A 24,140-nucleotide genomic window follows, 5' to 3' on the forward strand; every position below is an offset into this window, starting at 1 on the left:
GCCCTGGTCACGCCGGCTTCCCGCTGTCCAGGCCGCTGGCGGCCGGGGACTGGGGCCGACGGCGTTACGCCGTCAGCGGAGTCGGCATCTTCGGCTGGCCCGACCGGGGCGTCGGCGACCATGCTTGGCCGATGACGGAGCGGGGCGTCGTGTTGTGGCTGCCGGGCGGCGGCTGGCGCGGCTGGTCGGACGAGGACGGCGCGGCGCTGGCCGGGCACGGGCTGACGGTGGTGCAGGGCCGCTACCGGTTGAGTTCCGAGGCCAGGTGGCCGGCCCAGCTCGCCGACGTACGGGCGGCGGCGCGGGAGCCGCTGGCCCGGGCCCGGGCGGCCGGGCTGCCGTTCCTGGTGGCCGGCGACTCGGCCGGTGGCCACCTCGCACTGCACCTCGGGTTGCGGGGCATGGCCGAGCCGGACGACGTCGACGGCGTACTCGCCTTCTGGGCACCGATCGATCCGCTGGACGAGGAGTTCCTCCAGGCACGTCGCGGGGACAACCCGTGGGAGGCGCTGCTGGGCCACCAGCCCACGGCCGGCGACCCGGCGACCGTGGACGCGATTCCGCGCAGCCACGTCGGCAACCGGGTACCGGTGCTGCTGGCGCACGGTGTCGCGGACGCCTCCGTACCGGTCGGCCAGGCGGTCGCGCTGACCTCGGCACTGCTCCAGGCCGGCCACCCGGTGCACTCGCTGGTCACGCACGGCGGACACGCGCTGCCGCTCGACCGGCCCGACATCCGCGCCGTGATCGCGGCCTTCCTCGACGCCAACCTGCCCGGCTGACCGTCCGACCCGGCAACGGGCGCGGCGCTGCCGGGCCGGGGCCGGCGCTCAGCCGAGCAGGGCTTCGAGCCGGGGTACCAGTTCCGCCGGTGCCGGCATCGCGGCCATCTCCCGGCGTACCTCGTCGGCGGCCGAGCCGAGCCGCGGGTCGCCGACCAGTCGGGCCAGCTCGGCTCCGGTGATCGCCCGTTCGGGTACGGCCAGTCCGGCACCCCGGGCCGCCACCAGCTCGGCGTTGTGCCGGCGGTCGCCCGGGCCGGGCACCACGAGCTGCGGTACGCCCGCGGCGAACGCGCCGAGCACCGAACCCGCCCCGCCGTGGTGCACCGCCCCGGCGCAGTGCGGCAGCGCCGCGTTGATCGGGATCCAGTCGACGGTACGGACGTTGTCCGGCAGTGGCCCGTGCCGCAGCACCCGCCGGTCCGGGCGGACCAGCACGAACTCCGCGTCCACCCCGGCAGCGGCCCGGACCACGGCGGTCATCAGCGCTCCCCCACCCGGGCCGGCCACCGTGCTGCGGCTGACCAGGATCCTCGGCCGCCCACCCGGCTCCCGGAGCCACTCCGGCAGCTCGCCGACCCCGGTGGCGGGTACGCCGCGCAGCGCCCAGCCGGCCCGTTCGCCGACCACGCTGGGCGGGGCGATGGTCAGGGTGGCGGCGCTCGGACGCAGGCTGCCGATGCCGCTGCGCTGCTGGGCCCGGACCAGCCGGGCGGCGGTCACCCGGACCAGCTCGGCGCCGTCGAAGAGCGAGTTCTCGTGCAGTACCGCCGGCACCGCCCGGCGGGCGGCGGCGAGCGCCCCGGCCACGGCCAGCGGTTCGTGCACGACGAGATCCGGCTGCCAGCGATCGGCCAGGGTGACCAGGCCGTCGACCATCTGCTCGTTGGCCGCGCCGAAGAGCAGCCCCACACCCCGGGTGCCGGCCCGGCCGGCGAGCTCGGCGCGCGCGACCAACGGATGGCGCAGCATGGTGTGCCGGGCGATCCGGTCGAACCGAAACCCGGGGGCGATGTCCTCGACCGGCAGCCCGGTCCGGCGTACGGCGAGCCCGTCACCACCGGTGGCGAGCAGCACCTCGTGCCCGGCGTCCCGGAACGCCTCGGCGAGCGGCACCATCGGGAACACATGTCCGAGCAACGGCGCCGACGCGAAGAGCACCCGCATGCCGTCAGCCTAGTGAACCCTCCTCAACCTCCCCACCCGGTCCGCCGTCACCAGGTGGAACCGGAGCGCCGCCGCGCCGTCCAGGTGGAGAGTTGACAATCGTCAGCGAGCGCCGCGCCGCCGTTCCGCACCGGCCACCGTGCCGAAGCCGGCGACGCCGAGCAGCGAGGCGAGCGCCTGCGCCGGCAGAGCACCGGCCGGATCGCCGGTGCCGAGGGCCAGCAGCACGGGCAGGGTGCACAGCAGCCCGAGGTCGACCCCGGTGACCAGCCGGTGCAGCGGGCCGGTCGGCACCATGCCCATCGGGGTGACCAGTGGCGGCAGGTCGTGCCGGACCGCGCCACGGCGGGCGGCCCGGAGCGCGCCGACGGCGAGCCCGGGACCGGCCACCGCACCGAGCAGCAGCCAGGCCGGACCGGCACCGGGCAGGTCCCCGGCGAGCAGCGCCAGCGACCCGGCGGCCCAGCCCGCGCCGACGGCGACCGGCAGCACCAGCCGGCCGGTCAGCAGCGCCCGGCCGGAGAGGCCGAGCAGCCGGCCCAGGGCGGGCAGGTCCCGGTCGCGGCGGGCGTTGCCGGTCACCGTGCCGAGCGCGACGAACCCGCAGAGCAGCCAGGTGCCGGCGAGTACCGGACCGGGGCCGGCGATCCCGGCGAGCAGTGCCGGCGGCAGCAGCGCGGCGGCGGCCAGCGCCAGCCGCCCCGGCGATCTGCGCAGTGCCGTGACGTCGTGCGCGAGTACGGCGAACCGGCCCGGCAACCGGGGCAGGCCGGTACGCCGGGGCGACCGGCCGGCCCATCGGCGCTCCTCGACGGCCCGGGCGGCGGTACCGAGGTCGAGCGTGACGACACCGGTGGAGACGGTCTGCGCGAGGGTGCCACCGGCGGCGAGACTGGCCAGGCGTACCCGATCGAGGCGGAGCAGCGCGAGGGCGGCGACGCCGACGGCCGCGACGCCGACGGCGGCCAGCGCGCCGGGTGACATGCCGTCGGCCGCCGCCTGCGGCCAGGCCCACGGGCCGAGGGCCGCGGCGGCGGTGAACCGCCCCGACGGGGCGAGCACGGTCAGCGCGGCCGCGACGGCGCCGAGCACCAGTGCGGAGCGTTCCAGCAGCACGGACGCCCCGTCGGTGAAGGTCTGGGCGAGGATGGCGAGCCCGCCGAGGGCCAGGCCGGCGATCCCGCCGGCCAGCAGCACCGGCAACTCCGTCGGGGTCACCGACGCCCAGGCCACGAACCCGCCGTGCAGCAGCCCGGCGACGGTGGCCAGGGCGAGCACCGCGAACGCGGTCGGCCGGAGCAGGCCGCGCCGGCTGGTCGGGCTGGGCAGCAGCCAGCCGAGTCGGGCCGGTGCGGCGGCCAGCGGTCCGAGCCGGGCCGCCCCGAGCAGGACGGCGGCGTACCAGAGCAGGCCGACGGCGAGCAGGATGCCCGGCGCCGGGGTGACCGGCCGGCCCTGGGTGAGCAGGGCGACGAGCCGGGGTGCGTTGCCGGCCAGTACGGCGCCGCCGATCAGCACGGCGAGCAGCCAGAGGTACGCCCGCTCGGCGTACCCGCCGGGACGCGTCCCGGCCCGGGCCCGGGCGCGCAGCCAGGCCCGGACCGGGGCGGCGGGGAGCGCGGTCACCGGGTCAGGCATGCCGGGCCGGTACGGTCAGCGGCTCGGCTCCGGCCGCCGCGATCAGCACCGGGTCGTGGCTGGCCAGCACGACGGCTCCGGCCCGGCGGGCGTACTCCCGCAGCAGGCCGCCGAGGGCCGTCCGGCCCGCCTCGTCGAGGTGCCGTTCGGGCTCGTCGAGCAGGAGCAGTCGGCTGGGTCGGGCCAGCACCAGGGCGAGGGCCAGCCGTTGGCGCTGGCCGGTGGAGAGCCGTCCCGGCAGCACCGAGGCGAAGCGGGTGACGCCGAGCCGGGCGGCGAGTTCGTCGGCCGGAAACCAGCCGGGCGGTACCGGCCGGTTGGCGAGCCGGACCAGTTCGAGGTGCTCGCCGGCGGTCAGGTTCGGATACCAGGCGACGTTCTCCAGCAGGCTCGCCACGGTACGCCGGAACGCCGGGGAACGTTCATCGGCCGGTGCGCCCTCGACCAGCACCCGACCGGCGAGCGGGCGGAGCAGCCCGGCGAGGCAGCGCAGCAGGGTGGACTTGCCGGCGCCGTTCGGTCCGGTGACCGCGAGCACGTCTCCGGCGTCGACGCCGAGCCGCAGTCCCCGGAGCAGCACCCGGTCGCGGTACCCGACGTCCAGTTCCTCGGTCCGCAGGATCATCTTTTCCCCCCGTTTCCCGCACCCGTGAACCTCGGGCAGCGTACCGTCGGGCACTAGGTTGCTGTGCCAGCTAGCTGACTGTGCTACCTTCTTCGCCGTGGATCAGGAGCGCCGTGGCCAGTGGCTGCGCGGGGTGCTCGACCTGTGTGTTCTCGCCCTGCTGCACCGTCGGGAGTCCTACGGATACGAGTTGGCCCAGTCGCTGGACGCGAGCGGCATCGGCCCGATCCAGGGCGGCACCCTCTATCCGGTGCTGCTCCGGCTGCAACGGACCGGCCTGGTGAGCGCGCAGTGGCGGGAGGGCGCCGCCGGCCCGGCCCGCAAGTACTACCGGATCACTCCGGCCGGCGCCGACACGCTACGCCGGACCGCCGTCGACTGGGACGCCTTCGCCCGCGGGGTGGGGACGGTCCTGCGGGAGGTGCAGACACGGTGAACTCCGACGGATGGCTTCAGGCGCTCGCCGGTGAGCTGCATCGGCACGGCCTCGACCCGGACCTCGCCCGGCACGTCGTCGCCGAGGCCGCCACGCACCTGCGGGACAGCGGCGAGCCGCCGTTGCAGGTCTTCGGCCCGCCCGCGACGTACGCGACGGCCGTCGCGGAGAGCGTCGGCGCACCGCGGCCCACCGGCGGCGTCGGGGTGGCCCGGGTGGGCACGCCGGGCCGGCCCCCGCAGGCTCCCGGACCGGTCCGGTTGGAGGTACGCGGCATCACCAAGCGCTACCGCCGGCGCCCGGTGCTGACCGGCGTGGACCTGACCGTACGGGCCGGCGAGATCGCCGCCGTGGTGGGGGCGAACGGCGCCGGCAAGAGCACCTTCCTGCGGATCTGCGCCGGCCTGCTCAGCCCCGACTCCGGCCAGGTCCGGGTGCACGGCACCCTCGGCTTCTGCCCGCAGTCCGGCGGTACCGCCGACTTCCTCCATCCGGAGGAGCACTTCGTGCTGGTCGGTGCCGGGCGCGGGCTGCGCCGGGCCGAGGCGCGGGCGGCCGGTCGGGCGCACGCCGCCGCGCTGGACTGGGAGCCGGCCGGCCAGACCCAGGCCCGGCACCTCTCCGGCGGTACCCGGCAGAAGCTCAACCTGGTGATGGCCGCGCTCGGCGAGCCGGACGTGCTGCTGCTCGACGAGCCCTACCAGGGCTTCGACCGCGGCACCTATCTGGACTTCTGGCAGCAGCTCTGGCGCTGGCGCGCGGACGGCCGGGCCATCGTCGTGGTGACCCACCTGCTCAACCAACTCGACCGGGTCGACACCGTGCTCGACCTGACCCCGGCGCGGGAGATGTCGAAATGACCAAGATCTGGACGGTGGCGGAGCTGGCCCTGCGCGAGGTGGTCCGCCGCCGGGGCGTACTGCTGATCCTGCTGGTGTTTCCGCTGGCCTTCTACCTGAGCCGCCGGGACGACCACGCCGGCCAGTCGATCCGGTTCGTCTGCCTCGGGCTGAGCTGGGCGCTGAGCACCGCCGCGCTCTTCGCCGGCAGCGCGGCCCGGGGCATCGAGCCCCGGCTGCGACTCTCCGGCTATCGGGCGCACCACCTGCACCTGGGCCGGCTGCTGGCGCTCTGGACGGTCGGCGCCGTGCTGTCGGTGCCGTACTTCCTGCTGGTCCGCTTCGACCAGGACGACGTCCGGTACGGCGCCATCGCGCTGATCATGGCGTTGACGGTGGCCACCGCCGTCCCCTTCGGGCTGGCGCTGAGCGCGGTCCTCCCCCGCGAGCTGGAGGGCACCCTGGTACTGCTGATCGTGGTCGGGCTCCAGATGGTGATGGACCCGGCCGACACCGCCGCCCGGGCGCTGCCGTTCTGGTTCAGCCGCGAGATCGGCACGTACGCGATCGACCACACCGACAGCGGCTACCTGGCCCGCGGCCTGGTGCACGGCGTGGCCCTGACCCTGGCGCTCACCGCCGTGGTGGCGACCGCCTCCGGAATCCGGCTGCGCCAGCGCCGGCACCTGAGGTTCGAATGAGCCCGCTGGCCCCGTAGAGTTGTCCGGGTGATCCCGCTGGAGGCGGCCGCTGCCGCGTACGCGACCTGGATCACTCCTGACCTGCCGCTCTACGGCAACGACCACGAGCGCGCCGACTTCGCTCCCTGACCGGCCGGTTCCGCCCCGTCCACCGGCCCGTCACCTCCACCCCCTCCGGGAGCGATCCATCGTGTCCTCGACCGTCGACACCTCCGCACTCACCGTCCTGAGAACCCCGCAGACCGCCCGGGTACTCGCGGCCAGCCTGCTCGGCCGGATCCCGCTCGGCGCGGCACCGCTGGCCCTGCTGGTCTTCGCCCGGGAGACGATGACGCTGACCCTGGCCGGGTTGCTGGTCGGGGCGTACACCGCCGGGATGGCGGTCGGGCAGCCGATGCTGGCCCGGCTCGCCGACCGCTGGCGGCAGCCGCCGGTGCTCTGGCTGGCGGTCGCCGTCTCCACCGCCGGCTTCGCGCTGGTCGCGGCGCCGCTGGCCGGTCCGCTCACGGTCGGCGCCGCCGTGCTGGCCGGGCTCGGGGCGCCGCCGTTCGAGGCGTGCCTGCGGGTGCTGTGGCGGGACCTGCTGCCGCAGGAGCGGATCCACACCGCGTACACCCTGGACACCGCGACCCAGGAGCTGATCTTCGTGGTCGGGCCGGTGCTCACCCTCGGCGCGGTCGCCGCGTTCGGCCCGGCCGGCGGATTGGCCACCGCCGCGCTCTGCCAGGCCGCCGGCACCGTCTGGTTCGGCACCGCCCCGGCGGTCCGCCGCTGGCGGGGGGTACCGGCGGTACGGCACTGGGCCGGCCCGCTCCGCTCCGGCCCGCTGCGGGTGATCCTCGGCGCGCTGGTGCTGATCGGTGCCGGCGTCGGCAGTGTGGCGGTGGCGGCGACCGGTTACGCCGAGGCGTCCGGGGGACGGTCCTGGGCCGGCTGGCTGCTCGCCGCCCAGGCGCTCGGGGCGCTGACCGGCGGTCTGCTCTACGTCCGGTCCGGCACCGCCCGCCGGTACGGCACGCTGCCCCGCGCGGCGGCGGCGCTGGCGCTCGGCTACCTGCCGCTACTGCTCACCCCCGACCCGCCGGCCATGCTGGCGCTGATGGCGGTCAGCGGGCTGGCCCTGCCGCCGCTGCTCACCATCACCTTCGTCGGGATCGACGGGATCGCGCCGGCCGGCACCGCCGCCGAGGCGTTCGCCTGGGCCGCCACCGCCTTCTCGGTGGGCAGCGCGCTCGGCGCGGCGGTGACCGGTCCGCTGCTGGACGGCACCGGCAGTGCCACCGCCGGATTCGCCATCGCCCCGCTGACGATCGGACTCGCCTGGCTGGTCCTCGCCCTGACCGCCCGACGACCGGCGGCCACTCCGGCCGGGGCGTGAGCCGGGCCGCCCGGCGCCGGAACGTGAGCGGGGCGCCGTTCCGAACCCCTGAGGCGCGGCGCCGACCGCTCAGTCCTCGGAGCGCGGGGCGGGCGGGTCGAGGAACAGGGCCAGCCGGTCGACGCTGACCGCGCTGATCAGCAGCCGCTCCTTGTGGTTGCCGAGCAACCGGCGGGTCCAGTCGACGAAACCGCCGTCGCCGAGTTCGACCCGCTCACCGTCGAGCACCGCTCCGATCTTGAAGCACCAACCGCTGTAGTAGCGCCGGCCACCGGAGCGGTCCGGGTCGTCGCGTACCAGGATCGTGGGGTGGTCGGCCAGGGCGGCCCGGGCCGCCTCCGCGATCGGCGCCGCCGCCGGGTCGAGCACGGTGAGGGCGATCTCGATCGTCTCCACCCCGGCCGCCTCCAGCGCCGCGCAGAGGATCCGCAACTGCTCACCGCAGCTACGCCGCTCGAACGCCAGGCTGCCGGTGTCCCGACCGGCGGTGACCAGGGCGAGGAGGCTGAAGTGGGCAAACCGGCCGGCCCCGGCGAACCGCTGGGCCCGGATCACCCGTTGCAGGGTCGCCAGCCGCACCGCCGGGGCCGACCGGCCGTCCCGGGCGAGCAGTTCCCGGCGCCGGACCGCCGCCTCCAGCGCCAGCCCGTTGGTCGGGTCGGCCGCCACCTCACTGCCCCGGACCGTGGCGAGCACGTTGTTCTGGTTGACCCCGGCGACCACGGAATGGGTGCCCAGCGGTGCCACCGGGGCGAGGGTGAGCAGCTCGTACCGGTCCGGGACGGCGGAGAGCAGCAGGTCCTCGGCTTGGCGCAGCCTGCGGAACCCGGCCTGCGCCGGTGCGACGAAGCGGTCCTCGGTGTACCGGCGCAGTACGTCGGCCGGGGTCAGGAAGCCTGCCCGGGTCCGGAACGCGGCCAGCAGCAGGGTGACCAGATCCGAGCCGGACAGCCGTACGCCCAGAGTGTTCAGAATCTCGGCGCCGCCGGCCTGGCGCAGCACCCGGGCCAGCGCGGCCCCCTCCACCGTGTCAGGATCCGCCATCGCATATCGCTATCACGGCGGATCGCCTTCCACCACCCGCATGCCCATTCCGCCGGTCGCCAGCCACTGAACCTTTTTCAACCTGAACAGCGCGACGCGTACGCCCCGACGTCACTTGCGCCCATGGCGGACCGCAAGGGAGGTTGAAAAAAGGTTACTCGGGTGCCAACCGCACCCGGCCCCGGCCGAACGCGTCGGTCCGGCCCCACCGCCCCGGAATGCCGATCAGCTCGATCCGGCCGAGCCGCTCCGGAATCGCCGGGTCGATCGTCAGGTGTTCCTGGTGCGGCCGCAGGCCGAGCAGGGTACGCAACAGCACCAGTATCGTGCCCGCCGACGAACTGTGCGGGCTGCACGCCCGGGGGTACTGCACCGGATACCTGGTGAGCCGGCGGTCGTAACCGGCGAACGCCTCCGGCATCCGGCCGCCGAAATACCGGGACGCCTCGACCATCGTCACCGCCAGCCGGGCCGCCTGGTTGGCGAAGCCGTACCGGCGCAGCCCCAGCGCGATCAGCGAGTTGTCCGACGGCCAGACCGCGCCGGTGTGGTAGCCGACCGGGTTGTACCCGGCCTGGTCGTAGGCGAGCGTCCGGACCCCCCAGCCGGAGAAGAGCGGCCGGCTGAGCAGTTGCTCGGCCACCTGCTCGGCCCGGGAGTCGTCCACGATGCCGCTCCAGAGCAGGTGGCCCATGTTCGAGGCGAGGGCGTCGACCTGGCCGCCCTCGGCGTCGAGGGCGAGCGCGTAGTAGCCCCGGTCGGCGATCCAGAAGTCCCGGTTGAACCGGCTGCGCAGGTCGGCCGCCTCCCGCTCCAGCCGGTCCGCGTACGCCGGGTCGTTCCAGAAGGTGCGGGCCAGCCGGGCGCCCCGGACCTTGGCGTCGTACGCGTAGCCCTGTAGCTCACAGGTCGCCCGGGGGCTGCCGGGCAGCCGACCGTCGGCGTACATGATGGAGTTCCGGGAGTCCTTCCAGCTCTGGTTCTCCAGCCCGCCGGGACTGCGGCACTCGTACCAGACGTAGCCGTCCTCCATCAGGTCGCCGTACGTGTCGATCCAGGCGAGCGCCGAGCGGGCCTCGTACTCCAGCAGCCGCACCGTCTCGGCATCCCCGGTCCACCGCTCGTACTCGTCGAGCAGGACCACGAACAGCGGCGTGCAGTCCGCCGAGCCGTAGTAGGTGGTGTACGGGCTGTCCTCGAAGCCGCCCGGCTCGCCGTACCGGATCTCGTGCATGATCTTGCCCGGTTCCTCGTCCCGGAAGTCGTCCACCCGGCCGCCCTGGAGCAGGCCGAGCACCCACAGCGCGCTGCGGGCGATCTGCGGTTTGAACGGCAGCGTCTGGAAGCCGGTGATCAGGCTGTGCCGGCCGAACAGCGACATGTACCAGGGCAGCCCGGTCGCCATCAGCTTCATCTGGCCGGTCAGCCCGGTGTACTGCAACGCGGCAAGGTCGATCAGGCTCCGCTGGTACGCGTCCTCCAGCGTCTCGGAGTCACAGGTGAGCTTCGGCGCCTGGTCCAGCCACTCCCGCAGCTCGCGCCGCTTCTCCGGCCGGACCTGCTGGTAACCGCGCAGGTTCTCCCGGACGTCCCGGCCGCCCGCACCCCGGATGGTGCCGATCGCCCGAATGGTCGTGGACCACTGCCCGTGCGCGTCGAGTTCGATCCGGAAGGTCAGGCCCTCGGTGTCGATCTCGGCCGGCTCGCTGCTGGTGACGATCGTCTCGGCGACGTGCCGGTCCCGCTGGTGGTGCAGCCGTAACCGGTCCTGCTCGACCACCTTCGCCGACCGGCCGAGCAGGGACCGGGCCTCCCGGGCGTCGAAGACGTCGGCGAAGTCGGAGTCGATCTCCATTCGCAGCGTCAGCACCACCGCCTCGTCCCGGTGGTTGAGCACGGTCAACTGTTCCTCGAACGCCCCGCCGAGCGACCGCTGCCGGATCACCGAGGTCTTCGCGTCCACGTAGTGGGTCGGCTCGCCCGGCACCAGAAAGAACCGGCACTCGAAGTACTGGAGGTCGTCGATGGAGAGTTCGTGCAGCCGCTCGCCGTCGAGGGTGAGCACCCACTTGGAGAGGAAGCGGGTGTCCCAGGCGAAGAGCCCGGACGGAACCTCCGGGGACGGGTCGACGTCGCCCCGGGAGTCGCTGAGCATGAACGTGTTGCCGTCCAGGATGCTGACCAGGTCCTTCACGGTCGGCGCTCCCGGTGGCCGGCGCCGGCGCGGCCGGCGAACCGCTCCCGGATCCGCTCCCGGGGGTCCCGGGTGCCCGGCGGCGAGGGAAAGGCACGGCGGAAGACCAGCAGCAGCGGCAGGCTACCCCGCACCGTCAGGTCGTTCCGGTTGTACGCGGCGAGCACCTGCACCTCACCGGTGGCGAGCTTGTCGAACAACTCCTTGTCGGTGGCGACCACACAGTCCGCCTCCCGCTCCTCGTGCGACACCAGCACGTTGCCCCGGTTGATCGCGACGAACCAGTGACCGACCTGGCCGTCCCGGTCGAGGTCGAACCGGAGCGTTCCCCTGGCCTTGGCCGGCAGCAGGTCCGGCCCGCGCTCCTCGATCCGGCTGAAGAACTCGGCGGTCGGATCCGCCATCGGATGACGCCTCCCTCCCGGACTCGTCCGGCATCCCACACTGCCGTGGGCATCCCGGTCACTCCATCAGCCCCGGTGGTGTCCGGCTGTGCTCCGCCCGGCCCCGGCCGAAAGCGTCGATCAGGCCCCATCGGCCCGGGATGTCCAGCAGCTCCATCCGGCCCATCCCCGCCGGCAGGGCCGGGTCGACGACCAGGTGCTCGCCGTGCGGATCCAGGCCCAGCAGGGTCCGGATCAGCAGCATCGGCGTACCGGTCGACCAGGCCTGCGGGCTACACGCCGTCGGGTACTGCACCGGATACTTCGTCAGCGCCCGGTCGTAGCCGGCGAACGCCTCCGGGAGGCGGCCGTCGAAGTACCGCCCCGCGTCGATCATCGCCTCGGCGATCTGGCCCGCCTCGTGCCGAAAGCCGTACCTGCGCAGACCCCAGGCGATCAGCGAGTTGTCGAACGGCCAGACCGTGCCGACGTGGTAGCCGATCGGGTTGTACCGGCCCTCCCCCTCGGCCAGGGTCCGCACCCCCCACCCGGAGAAGAGCCGGGGCCCGAGCAGATGCTCGGCCACCTTTGCGGCCCGGTCGTCGTCGACGATCCCGCTCCACAGCAGATGCCCCATGTTCGACGAGAGCGCGTCCACCTGGCCGCCCTCGGTGTCCAGGGCCAACGCGTAGTATTCGCCGTCGGAGACCCAGAAGTCCCGGTTGAACCGCTGCTTCAGCTCCGCCGCCTCCCGCTCCAACTGGTCGGCGTAGACCGGGTCGCGCCAGCAGAGCCGGGCGAGCCGGGCGCCGCGCATCTTGGCGTCGTACGCGTAGCCCTGTAGCTCGCAGGTGGCCCGCGGATACGCCGGCAGCCGCCCGTCGGAGTACGAGATGGCGTCCCAGGAGTCCTTCCAGCACTGGTTCTCCAGCCCGTTGCGCAGGTTGCGCCGCTCGAACCAGATGTAGCCGTTGCCCATCAGGTCGCCGTACCGGTCGATCCAGTTCAGCGCCGCCCGGGCCTCGTGCTCCAGCGTCTCGACCAGCTCGGTGTCCCCGGTCCACCGCTCGTACTCGTCCAGCAGGATCACGAAGAGCGGGGTCGAGTCGGCCGAGCCGTAGTAGGGCGAGTGCGGCTGCTCCTCGAACGCCGTCGACTCGCCGTACCGGATCTCGTGCAGCATCTTCCCGGGCTCGCGCTCCCGGAAGTCGTCCAGGCTGACCCCCTGGGACAGTGCCAGGTAGCGCAGCGTCGGTGCGGTGAGTTCCGGGGTGAACGGCAGGGACTGGAGGCAGGTGATCAGACTGTCCCGGCCGAACATGGTCATGAACCAGGGCAGGCCGGCGGCCGGCAACGGCGGCCCGGCGACCAGTGGCGTGTACCGCAGCGCGGCCAGGTCGACCAGGCTGCGCCGGTACGTCTCGGTCAGCGCCTCGCTGTCGCTGGTGAGCTTCGGCGCCCGGTCCAACCAGGCGTCCAGGTCCTGGCGCAGCTCCTGCGGGGAGCGGCTGTGGTGCCGCTGGATGCTGAGCCGGATGTCCCGGCCGCCGGCCCCCTCCACCAGGGTCTCCACCCGCAACCGGGTCTGCCACTGCTGGTGCGCCCCGATCCGCAGCGCGAAGGTCAGCCCGTCGTGGTCGAACTCGGCCGGCGCGGTCGAGGTGATGACCGCCTCGCGCCGGAACGTCTCTCGCTGGTAGCAGAGTCGCAGCCGGTCCTGCTCCACCAGCACGGTGGTGCCGCCGACCTTCTCCCTGACGTCCTTGATCTCGAACAGGTCGGCGAAGTCGCTCGCCACGTTGATCCGGACCGTCAGTTCGACCGCCTGGTCCTGGTGGTTGAGCACGGTCAGCTCCTCGACGAAGCTGCCGCCGATCGTCCGATGCCGAATGATCGACAAATTGGCGTCCACGTAGTGCGTCGGCTCGCCCGGGACCAGGAAGAACTGCGACTCGAAGTACTGGAGGTCGTCGACGGAGAGCACGTTGAGCCGGTTTCCGTCGACGGTCAACTCCCACTTCGACAGGAACCGGGTGTCGAACGAGAACAGTCCGGTGGGAAAGCTCGGCGACGGGTCGATGTCGCCCCGGTTGTCGCTGACCACGAAGGTGTTCCCGTCGAGGATGCTGACCAGTGGTTTCATCGCCGCTGCCCCCGCTGCCGTACCCATTCCTGAGGTTCGTGCGCGCCCGGCGGCCCGGGCACCAGGTGGTTCAGGTAGCCGTACAGGGCCAGCTTCCCCTCCACGGTGACCCGGTTACGCAGCAGCGCGGCGAGCGGGTTCGCCTCGCCGGCGGCGATCCGGTTGAAGAACTCCCGGTCGGTCCGGACCGTGCAGTCCGCCGTACGGTCCGTCTGGGTGGCACTCACGCTGCCGGCGCTGAGCACCAGCAGCCAGGTGTCGACCTCCGCGCCCGACTCGAGCTCGAAGCGGACGGTTCCCCGGATCCGGCCCAACAACGGGTCCGGGGGCCGGTGGTTGAGCCCTTCGAAGAACTCCGTGGTCGGATCCATCGCCCTGCCCTTCCTCGCCTGCCCGTCCGACGCCTTCCGGTGGCCCGATCGGCTGCCGTAGCCGGCGCCGTCACCCGGGCCCGGCGCCGTCCGGGTACGGTTCGACAGCGTGGCGTAGCCCGACGAGCCCGGGGACGCCGTTGTCGCCCGGGCCCGTCGGGCCAGTCTCAGTTGTTCGGTTCATCGGCGCTGATGTCGGCGAGCACGGACTGCGGCTCCCGCTCGACCGCGAGGTCGCCGAGGGAGACCAAGCCGATCAGTCGGCCGTCCTCGACCACCGGCAATCGCCGTACGCCGTACGTCCGCATCAGGTCGGCGGCGGCGACCGCGTCGTCGTACTGCGTCACGGTCACCACGTCCTGGGTAAGGATCTGGCTCAGCGTGGCGCTCGACGGGTTCAACTGTTCGGCCACCCCACGCACCGTGATGTCGCGGTCGGTGACGATACCTATCACGTTGTCCCCGTTGGTCACGATCACGTCGCCGATGGCGCTGTCCCGCATCTCCTGAGCGGCAGCGGTGAGCGTGTCGCCGCCGTCCATGGTCACCAAGCGGGTCGTCATGAACTCTCCGACGGTCGTCATCCTGCTCCCCTCTCAATGTCGGCCGCCCCGGTCTACCCGGGCAGACCTCGACGTAACACCGCAGAGGGGGACCTGGCAGGTATCTCCGACACCGATCGGTACGGCGGATGACCCTGATACGCGTCTAGGCGATTTGTCCGTACCGAGGCAATGCCGGTCAGGCTCGGTCGGCTCCGGTGACGTGGTCGCGCCACGAGTACTGCGGTGCGAAGCCGAGCAGGTCCCGGGCCCCGTCGATGGCGAGCAGGGTTTCGAACTCGCCGACCTCCCGGCTCAGCCGCACCTCCGGGAAGACTTCGGCGAGCAGCTCGACCGAGGGCCGGTCCATGATGGTGTCGGCCGCTGCGATGATCACGTTCCGGGCCCCGGCGACCGGCGCTTCGAGGCCGAGCCGGCACGCCTCGGCTACGTCGCGTACGTCGATGTAGCCCCAGAGGTTCCACTTCCGGCTGTGCGGGTCGGCCCAGAACGACGGCACCCGCCGGTAGTCCTCCGGCAGGAAGATGTTGGAGAGCCGCAGCCCGACGAACGGGATGCCGGACCAGGCGGCGATGTGCTCGGCCAGGCTCTCGCTGACCACCTTGGAGAGCGCGTACGTCGTGGTCGGCACCGGGAAGTGCGCCTCGTCCACCGGCGCGTACCGGGGCGGGGTGTCGAACGGCAGCCCGAGCGTGGTCTCGCTGGACGCCCAGACCACCCGGGTGAGGCCGAGCTGGGCCGCGCCGAGAAAGACGTTTGAGTTCATCGTGGTGTTGGCGCTCAGCGTCAGCGCCGGAGTCCGCAGCCCCGGGGCGGGGATGTTCGCCAGGTGCACCACCGCCTCGGTGCCGTGCAGCACCTCGACCGCCTGCCCGTAGGCGGTCAGGTCGGCCCGGAGCAGCGGCACCCCGAGGTCGGCCGGCGCCGGCTCGACGTCGGTGGCGACCACCTGGTGGCCGTACGCCAGCAGGTGTGCCACGGTGGCCCGACCGGCCTTGCCACTGGCTCCGGTGACGCAGACTCTCATCGAACTTCCCCTCGACGTGCCGGGCCCGGACCTCAGCGTGCGATCGACGACAGCGCCGACCCCGGGCGCCGGTGCCGTGCCGGGGCCGGTGCCGGACAGGCTCGGCTAGCCGCGCGGCGGTGCGCCGTACACGCGCTCGACCGGGAGTCGCAACACCAGTCGGCGGTCCGCGACCATCGCCCGGCGGTAGTCGTCCCAGTCCGGGTGCTCGCCCTGGACCGCCCGGTAGACGTCGACGAGTTCCTCGACCGTCGGGTCGGTTGGCTCGGCCGCCACCGGGGTCAGCACGGCGGTGCCCTCGGCGACCGCGTACGCCCAGCCGTCCGGGGTGCTGACCTGGAAGCTCGCCCGGGGATCACGCCGCAGGTTGGCGGTCTTGGCCCGGTCGTCGGTGACGGAGACCCGGATCAGCCGGCGTTCCGGGTCGAAGGTGTAGTTGACGTTGGACAGTTGCGGCCGGCCGTCCCGCTTGAGCGTCGCCAGCACGCCGAGCGACCCGTCCCGGATGATGCCGAGCAGCGCCTGTTCCGTCCGGCCGTCCATCACGCCCACCTCCCGAGCAAGATCGCTCCAACCCTACTCGGCCGGCGGAGCCGGACGTCACCGTGACTCGCCGGCCACCAGTTCGGCGATCTGTACGGCGTTCAGCGCCGCACCCTTGCGCAGGTTGTCGTTGGAGCAGAAGAACGACAGCCCGTGCTCGACAGTCTCGTCGACCCGGAACCGGCCGACGTACGTCGGGTCCTGCCCGGCCGCCAGCAGCGGAGTGGGTACGTCCGCCAGCGCCACCCCGGGCGCCCCGGCCAGCAGCTCGCGGGCCCGCTCTGGGCGGAGCGGCCGGGCGAACCTGGCGTTGACCTGCAACGAGTGCCCGGTGAAGACCGGCACCCGGACGCAGGTGCCGGAGACCTTCAGCTCGGGGATTTCCAGGATCTTGCGGCTCTCGTTGCGGAGCTTCTGCTCCTCGTCGGTCTCCGCCGACCCGTCGTCGACGATCGAGCCGGCCAGCGGCAGCACGTTGAAGGCGATCGGCTGGGCGTACTGCCGGGGGGCCGGGAACTCGACGGCCCGGCCGTCGAAGGCGAGCGCGGCGGCGCCGTCGGCGACCTTGCGGACCTGCTCGTCCAGCTCGGCGACCCCGGCCAGCCCGGAGCCGGAGACCGCCTGGTAGGTCGCCACCACCAGGCTGAGCAGTCCGGCCTCGGCGTGCAGGGGGCGCAGCACCGGCATCGCCGCCATGGTGGTGCAGTTGGGGTTGGCGATGATGCCCCGGGGGCGTACGGCGACGGCGTGCGGGTTGACCTCGGCGACCACCAGCGGCACTTCGGGATCCATCCGCCAGGCCGACGAGTTGTCGATCACCACCGCGCCGGCCTCGGCGACCCGGGGGGCGAGCGCCTTGCTCGTACCCTTTCCGGCCGAAAAGAGCGCGATGTCCAGCCCCGCGTAGTCAGCGGTCTCCGCGTCCTCGACGGTGACCTCACCGTCCCGCCAGGGCAGGCTGCGCCCCGCCGACCGGGCCGAGGCGAACAGCCGCAGCTCGTCCACCGGAAACTGGCGGTCGGCGAGTATCCGCCGCATCACGCCACCGACCTGCCCGGTGGCCCCCACAATGCCGATCCTCATACCGCGAGGCTACCCAGCCGCTCGGGTGGCCCGGCAAGCCGATTACCGCACCGCCCAGCATCCGGTCGGCCGGGTGCGGCCGACCAGCCGGTAGGGCATCGGCGAGTCACCAGCGGCGGGTGACGTAAGCCGCCCGGCACAGGGCGGTCCGGCACAGGGCGGTCCGGCACAGGGCGTCAGCCGGCGGCGTCGACCACCTCGCCGAGCCCGCTGGCGACCAGCTCGTCCCGGATCAGCGCCGCGTCACCCTCGATCACCAGGGTCAGCCCCTGCGGGTGCAGGTGCGTCGCGGCCGCCGCCGACACCGCCGGCTCGGCGGTCGACAGCAACTGCTCGCGCAGCGTCGCGTGGTAGTCGTCCGGCAGGCCGTGCACGACCAGGGTGGCGAGCGCGCTGGCGATGGCCCGGGGAGTCTGCAACTCCACCGAGAGCTGTCCGGCCCGCCAGGCCCGGGCGACCGCCAGCTCCGGCTCGGTCACCCCGGAGTCCCGGGTACGGGTGATCTCGCCCACCGCGTCCACCAGGGCCGGACCGGTCACCGCGGTCTGCACCCCGGAGCTGACCACGAACCGCCCGAACCGCCGCGAGTGGCCGAACTCGGCCCGGATCCCGTACGTGTAGCCGCGTACCTCCCGGATCAGGTGGTTCAGCCGGGAGGTGAACGCACCGCCGAGCACCGTGGCGGCCAGCGTCATCGGCACGTAGTCCGGGTGTGCCCGGTGCGGTGCGGGGTGCCCGAGCCGCAGCGTGGACTGGACCGAGCCGGGCCGGTCGACCAGGATGATCCGCCGCTCGTCGCGTACCGGCACCTCCAGCGGCGGGCCGGCCGGCTGCACCGCACCGTCCGCACCGGCGAACGCGGTGGTGCCGAGCACGTCGAGGTCGATCCGGTCGAGGTCGCCGACGACCAGCAGGGTGCCGAACCGGGTCAGCCAGGCGGCGTGGAACGACGTGACGTCGTCGACGGTGACCGCGGCGACCGAGTCGGGGTCACCGTCCATCGGGCGGCCGGGCCGCTGGTCGGCCCCGAACAGGTCGGCGCGGAGCGCGGCGTCGGCCCGTGGCCCCGGGTTCGCCCAGTACATCCGCAGCGCGGTGACCTCGTCGTCGCGTACCCGGGTGATGTCCGCCGGGTCGAGCCGCGGCGTCCGGACGGCCTCGGCCAGCAGCTCCACCGCGGCCGGCAGCCGCTCGACCGGGACCTGCACGCTGACCTGGAACGCGTCCCAGTCGGTGCTGATCGTCAGCTCGGTGCCGAGCCCCTCCAGCGCGAGCGCGTACGCCGTGGAGTCGCGCCGGGTGGTCCCCTCCTCCAGCGCCTTCGCGAGTACTCCGGAGAGCCCCTCCCGGCCGAGCGGCTCGCGCCCGGCGCCGCCGTCGAGCAGCAGCACCGCGACGGCGAGGTGGTGCCCCGGCAGGTGGGCGGCGACGACCTTGCCGCCAGCCACCGCCTTGCGGACCACCCGGGGAAAGGCGTACGGCCGGGCGGCGCCGGTCGGCGGCCGTTCGGTGATCAGGATCGGTCCCGGCTCGGTCATCACGCCTCTTCCTGGGTCTCCGGCAGGTAGGTCAGGGTCGCCCGGTCCTCGGGCCGGAGCAGCTCGGCGGCGAGCCCGCTCACCTGCTCCGCGGTGACCGAGAGCCAGCCCGGCAGCCGGTCGGCCGCCCGGGCCGGGTCGCCGAGCTGGGTGGCATGCCGGCCGAGGATGTCGGCCCGGCCGTCCACGCTGGCGAGCTGCCGCCACCAGCCGGTGGTGAGCAGCGCCTTGGCCCGGTCGAGTTCGGCCCCGGTCACCCCGTCGGCCAGCCCGTCCAGCACCTCGACGAGCCCGGCCTCCAACTCCTCGGCGGTCACCCCGTCCCGGGCGGTGGCGGTGACGAGCAGCGGAGCCGGCGCGTACGCCAGGTCGACGCCGAACGCGCCGACGCTGTCCGGCTGGGCGAGCCGGGCCCCGTCGGCGAGCCGCTGGTAGAGCCGGCTGCCCCGGCCGCTGCCGAGCAGCGTGGCCAGCACGGTCACCGTGTCGTAGCCGGGGCCGCCGAACGGGTGGGTCCGGTGCGCCAGATAGACCCGCGGCGCGGGCACGTCCGCGGTGACGGTCTCCCGGGCCGGGACTCCGGTGGTCGGCACCACGCTGCCGTCCGGGGCCGGCGGGATGTCCGACTGCGGCACCAGCTTGCCGAAGTAGCGCTCGGCCAGCGCGAAGACCTCCGCGGCCGAGGCGTCCCCGGCCACCGTGAGCACCGCGTTGTTCGGTGCGTAGTAGGTGGTGTGGAACGCCTGGAAGGTGGCCAGGTCGGCGGCGTTCAGGTCGGCCATCGAGCCGATGGTGGCGTGGTGGTACGGGTGGCCGGGCGGATAGAGCAGCGGCAGCAGGCGCAGCCAGGCGTCGCCGTACGGGACGTTCTCGTAGCGCTGCCGCCGCTCGTTCTTCACCACCTCACGCTGGTTGTCCAGGGTCTCCTGGGTCAACGCCGGCACCAGGCCGCCCATCCGGTCCGCCTCCAGCCAGAGCGCGAGTTCCAGGTGCTCGGAGGGGAGCGTCTCGAAATAGTTGGTCCGGTCCGGGTTGGTGGTCGCGTTCAGCGAGCCGCCGGAGCCCTGCACCAACTGCATGTGCTCGGTCTTGGCCACGTTGACCGAGCCCTCGAACATCAGGTGTTCGAACAGGTGGGCGAAGCCGGTCTGGCCGTCGGGCTCGTGCCGTGAGCCGACGTCGTACCAGAGGTTGACCGCGACGACAGGCGCGCTGCGATCCTCGCTGACCACCACGCGCAGGCCGTTGTCCAGCCGGGTGGTCTCGATCGGCCAGGGATAACCGGTCTCGGGCATGGCACGACGCTATCCGATCGACCCGCCCCGGCGCGGACAACCCCGCCGGAGGCTGTTCACCGCCGGTCCGGGCGCCTATCGTGCGATCACCCGCAACTGGTCGATGGACCTGGCCGGGTGGCAGGAACGCCCGCGCGACCGACCGGCGCCCGGAGTAGTCCCAAGGAGACAGAGTTGACGACCTCCTCGTTACCCACCGCCACCCGCGGCCGGGCGGCACCCCGTCGACGCCTGGCCACCCTCACGGTGGCCGCCCTCGCCGCCGGGGTACTGCCGATGCTGGCCACCCCCACCCCGGCCAGCTCCGCGCCGGACCAGCCGGCCAACCCGTGGACCCGGCTCGCCGACGGCTCCAGCGCCGCCCGGGCCGCCGGGCCCACCGACATCCGGGCCAGCCGGTTCACCGGGTACGCCCTGGACCGGGCGAGCCTCGCGGCCACACTGGACCGGGCGCCCGAGGAGCGCGGCGGCACCGCCCCGGCCCGGTCCCTGGTGGTGACGCTGCCCGCGCCGGACGGCACGTTCCAGCGGTTCGCGCTGGTCGACTCGCCGGTGATGGCGCCCGGCCTGGCCGCCCGGCACCCGGAGATCCGCACGTACGCCGGCAGAGGGCTGGACGATCCGACCGCGACCGTCCGGGCCGACCTCACCCCGCTGGGCTTCCACGCCTCCGTCCGGTCCGAGCGCGGCGTCTGGTACGTCGACCCGTACAGCCGGCAGGACCAGGGCCGGTACGCCAGCTACTACGTGCAGGACGCCACGAACCCCGACGGGCCGTTCGTCGAGCGGGAGGACGTGGCGCACGCCGCCGAGGCGCTCGCCGACGACGTCGGGGCGGCCCCGGGCGCGGCCGGCGGCGACGTGACACTGCGGACGTACCGGCTGGCCCTGGTCACCGACCCGTCCTACGCCAGCTACTTCGGTGCCGCGAACGTGACGGCCGCCAAGGTGACGCTGGTGAACCGGGTGACCCAGATCTACTCCGACGAGACCGCGATCCGGCTGGTGCTGGTCGACGAGACCGACAAGACCAACCTGAACACACCGGCCGAGGCGACCGGGCCGAACGGGCCGTGCGGGGCGGCGCCCTGTTACACGGCGGCACAGCTCTCCTCCTGCGGCAGTGGCACGCTGAGCCGCAACACCATCGTGCTCGGCCAGCTCGTCGGGGCGTCCAACTACGACGTCGGGCACATCGGGCTGGGCGTGAACGGCGGCGGCGTCGCCGGCCTGGGCGTGGTCGGCGGGGCGAACAAGGCGCGCGGCTGCACCGGCCTGCCGACCCCGGTCGGCGACTACTTCGCGGTCGACTACGTCGCGCACGAGATCGGCCACCAGTTCGCCGGCAACCACACCTTCAACGGCACCCAGTGGAACTGCTCCGGCGGCAACCGCAGCGCGGCCAACTCGTACGAGCCGGGCAGCGGTTCGTCGATCATGGCGTACGCCGGCATCTGCCAGCAGGACAACCTGCAACCGCACAGCGACCCGTACTGGTCGCAGCGCAGCTACACCGAGATCACCACGTACGTCAGCTCGGCCCGCCCGGCCGTCAACGAGGTGCAGAACGTCTCGCTGCGCGAGTTCGACACCGACGGCGACTCGTTCACGCTGCGCTACGGCGGTGCCGAGTCGGCGCCGATCGTCCGGGGCGGCAACTACAGCGCGGCCGGGATCAAGGCGGCGATCGAGGCGATCCCCGGCTGGCCGGCCGGCGCGATCGTCGCCGTCGCACCGTTCGGCGGCACCGGCCTGCTGGACGACAGCGGGTTCCAGGTCACCTTCGCCGGTGGCCCGGTGGCGGCCGTCAACGTCGGTGCGCTCGCCGTCACCAACGCCACCGGCGCGGAGGGGTTCGTCGGCGAGACGGTCAAGGGTGGCCCGATCGACAACGGCGGCTGGCAGGTGGAGCAGACCGGCAACTCCGCCCCGGTGGTCACCGCGCCGGCCGCGTACACGATTCCGGTCCGTACCCCGTTCGCGCTGACCGGCAGCGCCACCGACGCGGACGGCGACACGGTGACGTACCTCTGGGAGCAGAACGACCGGGGCGGCGTCAGCGGCGGCAGCACCGCCGGGACCGCGCTGGTCAGCAACACCAAGACCAACGGTCCGCTGTTCCGGCAGTTCGGCACGGCGGCGATCGTCAGCCCGACCGACACCCTGGAATACCACTCCCCCGGGCTGAACGCCGTCACCACCGACCCGACCCGGGTCTTCCCGGACCTGGCGCAGATCGCCGCGAACAACACCAACGCCAGGACCGGCACCTGCCCGGCCGCGCCGCCGCCACCGGTCAGCGGCGGGGCGAGCAACGTGCCGCCGGAGATCGTCGACTGCTACTCGGAGTTCCTGCCCACCGCCGACTGGGTCGGCTTCACCGGTGACCGCACCCTGCACTTCCGGCTCACCGCCCGGGACGGGCACCCGGGGGCGGGCGGGATCGGCAGCGCCGACACCGCGCTGACCCTGGCCCCGGCCGCCGGGCCGTTCCTGGTCACCTCGCAGGCCACCGCCGACACCCTGGCCGGCGGCACGGCCCTGCCGGTGAGTTGGGACGTGGCCGGCACCGACGCCGCGCCGATCGGGGTCAGCGAGGTGAAGATCTCGCTCTCCGTCGACGGCGGCAGGACCTTCGGGTACGTCCTCGCGGAGCGGACCGCCAACGATGGCGCCGAGACGGTGACCCTGCCGAACGTCGGCGCCAAGGCGGCCCGGATCAGGATCGAGGCGGTCGGCAACGTCTTCTTCGACCTGAACGACGCCGACTTCGCGCTCCGGGCCACCCCGAAGGTGACCCTCAGCGGGCCGGGTGAGGTGGTGACGGTCCAGTACAGCGACCCGATCCTGCCGGAGGTGCGGGTCACCGCCACCGACCCGGACGGCGGTCCGGGGCAGCTCACCGCGACCGCCACCGGGCTCCCCGCCGGCCTGCTGCTCGGCGCCAAGACGCCGGAGGAACCGGACGGCAACGGCGAGCCCGCCGTCTGGGGCGTCGTCGGCAACAACCGGGCGGCCCCGGGCGACTACCCGGTGACGGTGACCGTCACCGACCAGCACGGGCTGACCGGGACCGTCTCGTTCCTGATCCGGGTGCTGCCGGAGTCGGCGGAGCTGGCGTACACCGGGGACACCCTGGTGTCCGGCTCGGGTCCGAACGCGGAGGTGCTGCTCCAGGCCACCCTGCGGGAGATCTCGCCGTACCCCGGGGCCGAGCCGTGGCCGGGTGACGTCTCAACTGCCACGGTGACCTTCGCCGCCGGTGGCCGGACGCTCTGCGCGGACGTACCGGCACCGCTCGGCACCGACGGCTTCGGCTCGGTGGCGAGTTGCCGGGCGAGCCTGCCGACCGGCGGTCACGAGGTGACCGTCACGCTCGGCGGCAACTACGCGGGCAGCACGAAGGGGCGGGTCGAGGTGGCCCGGTCCGACACCCGGGTGGTGCTCGGCGGCGGCTCGGTGACCCCGTCCAGGTCGGCCGGGGCGTACCCGGTGGATCCGAAGTCCCGGGTCGACCTCACCGTCCTGGTCGCGCAGACCCGGCTCGGCGGCACCGGTACGACCATCGTCTCCTTCCGCTCCGAGGGTCGGAAATACGAGATCCGGGGCGTCGGGCTCGACTCGTTCGGCGTACGGTCCAGCGGCGGTACCGACCGCCTCGACCTGCGCACCCGAGCCGGCCTGTACGACGTCACCGACTCCCGCCGCCCGGTCACGGTGGCCACCGGACTCACCCTCCGGCTCACCGGCACCGACCGTGGCCCGCTCGGCGGTAGGGACAGCGTCGCGGTCACCCTGACCGAGGGCGACCGGCTGCTCCTCTCCTCCGACTGGACCGGCCTGGCCACCCAGGAGATCAACCTGACCAGCGGGGCGCTGCTGGTCCTCTGACGAGGTGTGCGGGGCCCTTCCTATCGGATCTTCTGGATAGGAAGGGCCCCGCACACACCCGTGCCTCGTCCGCGGCGCGGCAAACCCTGTCCGTCGATGACAGCGTCGGTTCAGACGTACGATCGAGGTCAGGAGGTGGAGGAATGGCCCGAGGTGATGGTGCGCCGCCGGGGTCGCGGTACGTGGACCAGCGGCACTTCGTCGTCGCCACGAACCTCACCGACCTGCGCGGTCCCGTCGGCTCGGTGGTGACCCTCGACCGGTCGCTCGACTGGTCTGGCGACCGCACGTACGACCTGGACGACCCCGGCGACCTCCAACTGATGTACCAGACGGTGCTGAACCAGGCCAATTCCGTCACGGACCTGTGCCGGTGGCTGGACGGTCCGACGTTGCGGCGGCTGTGGCCGAGCCTCTGGCTCCCTGCTCGACTGCGAGCGCTGTGGCAGGCACGCTTTCCCGAACTGACCACGCCGCCCCAGTCGATGGCCGGGTAGGG

The 24,140-nt window shown here is 73.4% G+C and carries 21 protein-coding genes; 7 read left to right on the forward strand and 14 right to left on the reverse strand.

The annotated features are described in order from the left end of the window. The first annotated feature begins 131 nt into the window (after positions 1-131). Positions 132-782, forward strand: a complete 651-nt coding sequence (locus AAH979_RS24415) for an alpha/beta hydrolase (RefSeq protein WP_346260453.1) — start codon at positions 132-134, stop codon at positions 780-782. A gap of 48 nt (positions 783-830) precedes the next feature. Here AAH979_RS24415 and AAH979_RS24420 read toward each other — a convergent pair whose 3' ends face one another. From AAH979_RS24420 to AAH979_RS24430, 3 genes are all read right to left on the reverse strand, one after another. Continuing rightward, positions 831-1,949, reverse strand: coding sequence for a nucleotide disphospho-sugar-binding domain-containing protein (locus AAH979_RS24420; protein WP_346260454.1), 1,119 nt, complete (start codon positions 1,947-1,949; stop codon positions 831-833). Between the two features lie 102 nt (positions 1,950-2,051). Next, positions 2,052-3,587: a DUF6297 family protein gene (locus tag AAH979_RS24425; RefSeq protein ID WP_346260455.1), complete on the reverse strand. Its 1,536-nt coding sequence runs from the start codon at positions 3,585-3,587 to the stop codon at positions 2,052-2,054. Beyond that, positions 3,580-4,212 (reverse strand): ABC transporter ATP-binding protein, encoded by a 633-nt coding sequence (locus tag AAH979_RS24430; RefSeq protein WP_346260456.1) that lies wholly within the window; start codon positions 4,210-4,212, stop codon positions 3,580-3,582. Before AAH979_RS24430 ends, AAH979_RS24425 begins: the two co-directional genes overlap by 8 nt. A 97-nt stretch (positions 4,213-4,309) precedes the next feature. On the opposite strand from AAH979_RS24430, the gene AAH979_RS24435 reads away from it, so the two are divergent. The 4 genes from AAH979_RS24435 to AAH979_RS24450 all read left to right on the forward strand — a co-directional run bounded on the left by AAH979_RS24435 (position 4,310) and on the right by AAH979_RS24450 (position 7,566). After that, positions 4,310-4,648 (forward strand): PadR family transcriptional regulator, encoded by a 339-nt coding sequence (locus tag AAH979_RS24435; protein WP_346260457.1) that lies wholly within the window; start codon positions 4,310-4,312, stop codon positions 4,646-4,648. After that, a complete protein-coding gene (locus AAH979_RS24440) occupies positions 4,645-5,508 on the forward strand; it encodes an ATP-binding cassette domain-containing protein (RefSeq protein WP_346260458.1) in 864 nt (287 codons plus the stop codon). The genes AAH979_RS24435 and AAH979_RS24440 overlap by 4 nt, the downstream gene beginning before the upstream one ends. Next, a complete protein-coding gene (locus tag AAH979_RS24445; RefSeq protein ID WP_346260459.1) occupies positions 5,505-6,188 on the forward strand; it encodes an ABC transporter permease in 684 nt (227 codons plus the stop codon). Before AAH979_RS24440 ends, AAH979_RS24445 begins: the two co-directional genes overlap by 4 nt. A gap of 190 nt (positions 6,189-6,378) precedes the next feature. Beyond that, positions 6,379-7,566, forward strand: a complete 1,188-nt coding sequence (locus AAH979_RS24450) for an MFS transporter (protein WP_346260460.1) — start codon at positions 6,379-6,381, stop codon at positions 7,564-7,566. A 69-nt stretch (positions 7,567-7,635) separates the two neighbouring features. Here the strand turns inward: AAH979_RS24450 and AAH979_RS24455 are convergent, their stop codons facing one another. From AAH979_RS24455 to AAH979_RS24505, 11 genes are all read right to left on the reverse strand, one after another. Further along, a complete protein-coding gene (locus AAH979_RS24455; RefSeq protein WP_346260461.1) occupies positions 7,636-8,610 on the reverse strand; it encodes a hypothetical protein in 975 nt (324 codons plus the stop codon). 154 nt (positions 8,611-8,764) lie between these two features. Next, positions 8,765-10,804: a glycogen debranching N-terminal domain-containing protein gene (locus tag AAH979_RS24460; RefSeq protein ID WP_346260462.1), complete on the reverse strand. Its 2,040-nt coding sequence runs from the start codon at positions 10,802-10,804 to the stop codon at positions 8,765-8,767. Continuing rightward, positions 10,801-11,208 (reverse strand): SCP2 sterol-binding domain-containing protein, encoded by a 408-nt coding sequence (locus AAH979_RS24465; RefSeq protein ID WP_346260463.1) that lies wholly within the window; start codon positions 11,206-11,208, stop codon positions 10,801-10,803. Before AAH979_RS24465 ends, AAH979_RS24460 begins: the two co-directional genes overlap by 4 nt. A gap of 58 nt (positions 11,209-11,266) precedes the next feature. Further along, positions 11,267-13,330: a glycogen debranching N-terminal domain-containing protein gene (locus AAH979_RS24470; RefSeq protein ID WP_346260464.1), complete on the reverse strand. Its 2,064-nt coding sequence runs from the start codon at positions 13,328-13,330 to the stop codon at positions 11,267-11,269. Next, positions 13,327-13,701: an SCP2 sterol-binding domain-containing protein gene (locus AAH979_RS24475; protein ID WP_346260465.1), complete on the reverse strand. Its 375-nt coding sequence runs from the start codon at positions 13,699-13,701 to the stop codon at positions 13,327-13,329. Before AAH979_RS24475 ends, AAH979_RS24470 begins: the two co-directional genes overlap by 4 nt. A gap of 167 nt (positions 13,702-13,868) precedes the next feature. Beyond that, positions 13,869-14,285: a CBS domain-containing protein gene (locus AAH979_RS24480; RefSeq protein ID WP_346260466.1), complete on the reverse strand. Its 417-nt coding sequence runs from the start codon at positions 14,283-14,285 to the stop codon at positions 13,869-13,871. 157 nt (positions 14,286-14,442) lie between these two features. After that, on the reverse strand, positions 14,443-15,291 hold the full coding sequence (locus AAH979_RS24485; RefSeq protein WP_346260467.1) for an NAD(P)-dependent oxidoreductase: 849 nt from the start codon (positions 15,289-15,291) through the stop codon (positions 14,443-14,445). Between the two features lie 105 nt (positions 15,292-15,396). Next, on the reverse strand, positions 15,397-15,834 hold the full coding sequence (locus tag AAH979_RS24490) for a PPOX class F420-dependent oxidoreductase (RefSeq protein WP_346260468.1): 438 nt from the start codon (positions 15,832-15,834) through the stop codon (positions 15,397-15,399). Between the two features lie 57 nt (positions 15,835-15,891). After that, the gene (locus AAH979_RS24495) at positions 15,892-16,917 is read right to left on the reverse strand and encodes an aspartate-semialdehyde dehydrogenase (protein ID WP_346260469.1); all 1,026 of its coding nucleotides are present in this window, start codon (positions 16,915-16,917) and stop codon (positions 15,892-15,894) included. Between the two features lie 176 nt (positions 16,918-17,093). Then, positions 17,094-18,455, reverse strand: coding sequence for a pitrilysin family protein (locus AAH979_RS24500; RefSeq protein ID WP_346260470.1), 1,362 nt, complete (start codon positions 18,453-18,455; stop codon positions 17,094-17,096). Continuing rightward, positions 18,455-19,750, reverse strand: a complete 1,296-nt coding sequence (locus AAH979_RS24505) for a pitrilysin family protein (protein ID WP_346260471.1) — start codon at positions 19,748-19,750, stop codon at positions 18,455-18,457. The genes AAH979_RS24500 and AAH979_RS24505 overlap by 1 nt, the downstream gene beginning before the upstream one ends. Positions 19,751-19,924: 174 nt before the next feature. Here AAH979_RS24505 and AAH979_RS24510 point away from each other — a divergent pair, with 174 nt between their 5' ends. Both AAH979_RS24510 and AAH979_RS24515 read left to right on the forward strand, forming a co-directional pair. Continuing rightward, positions 19,925-23,641: a M12 family metallo-peptidase gene (locus AAH979_RS24510; RefSeq protein WP_346260472.1), complete on the forward strand. Its 3,717-nt coding sequence runs from the start codon at positions 19,925-19,927 to the stop codon at positions 23,639-23,641. 143 nt (positions 23,642-23,784) lie between these two features. After that, the gene (locus tag AAH979_RS24515; protein ID WP_346260473.1) at positions 23,785-24,138 is read left to right on the forward strand and encodes a hypothetical protein; all 354 of its coding nucleotides are present in this window, start codon (positions 23,785-23,787) and stop codon (positions 24,136-24,138) included. Positions 24,139-24,140: the final 2 nt, after the last annotated feature.

It is taken from the genome of Plantactinospora sp. ZYX-F-223, from assembly GCF_039649625.1.
Lineage (GTDB): Bacteria > Actinomycetota > Actinomycetes > Mycobacteriales > Micromonosporaceae > Plantactinospora.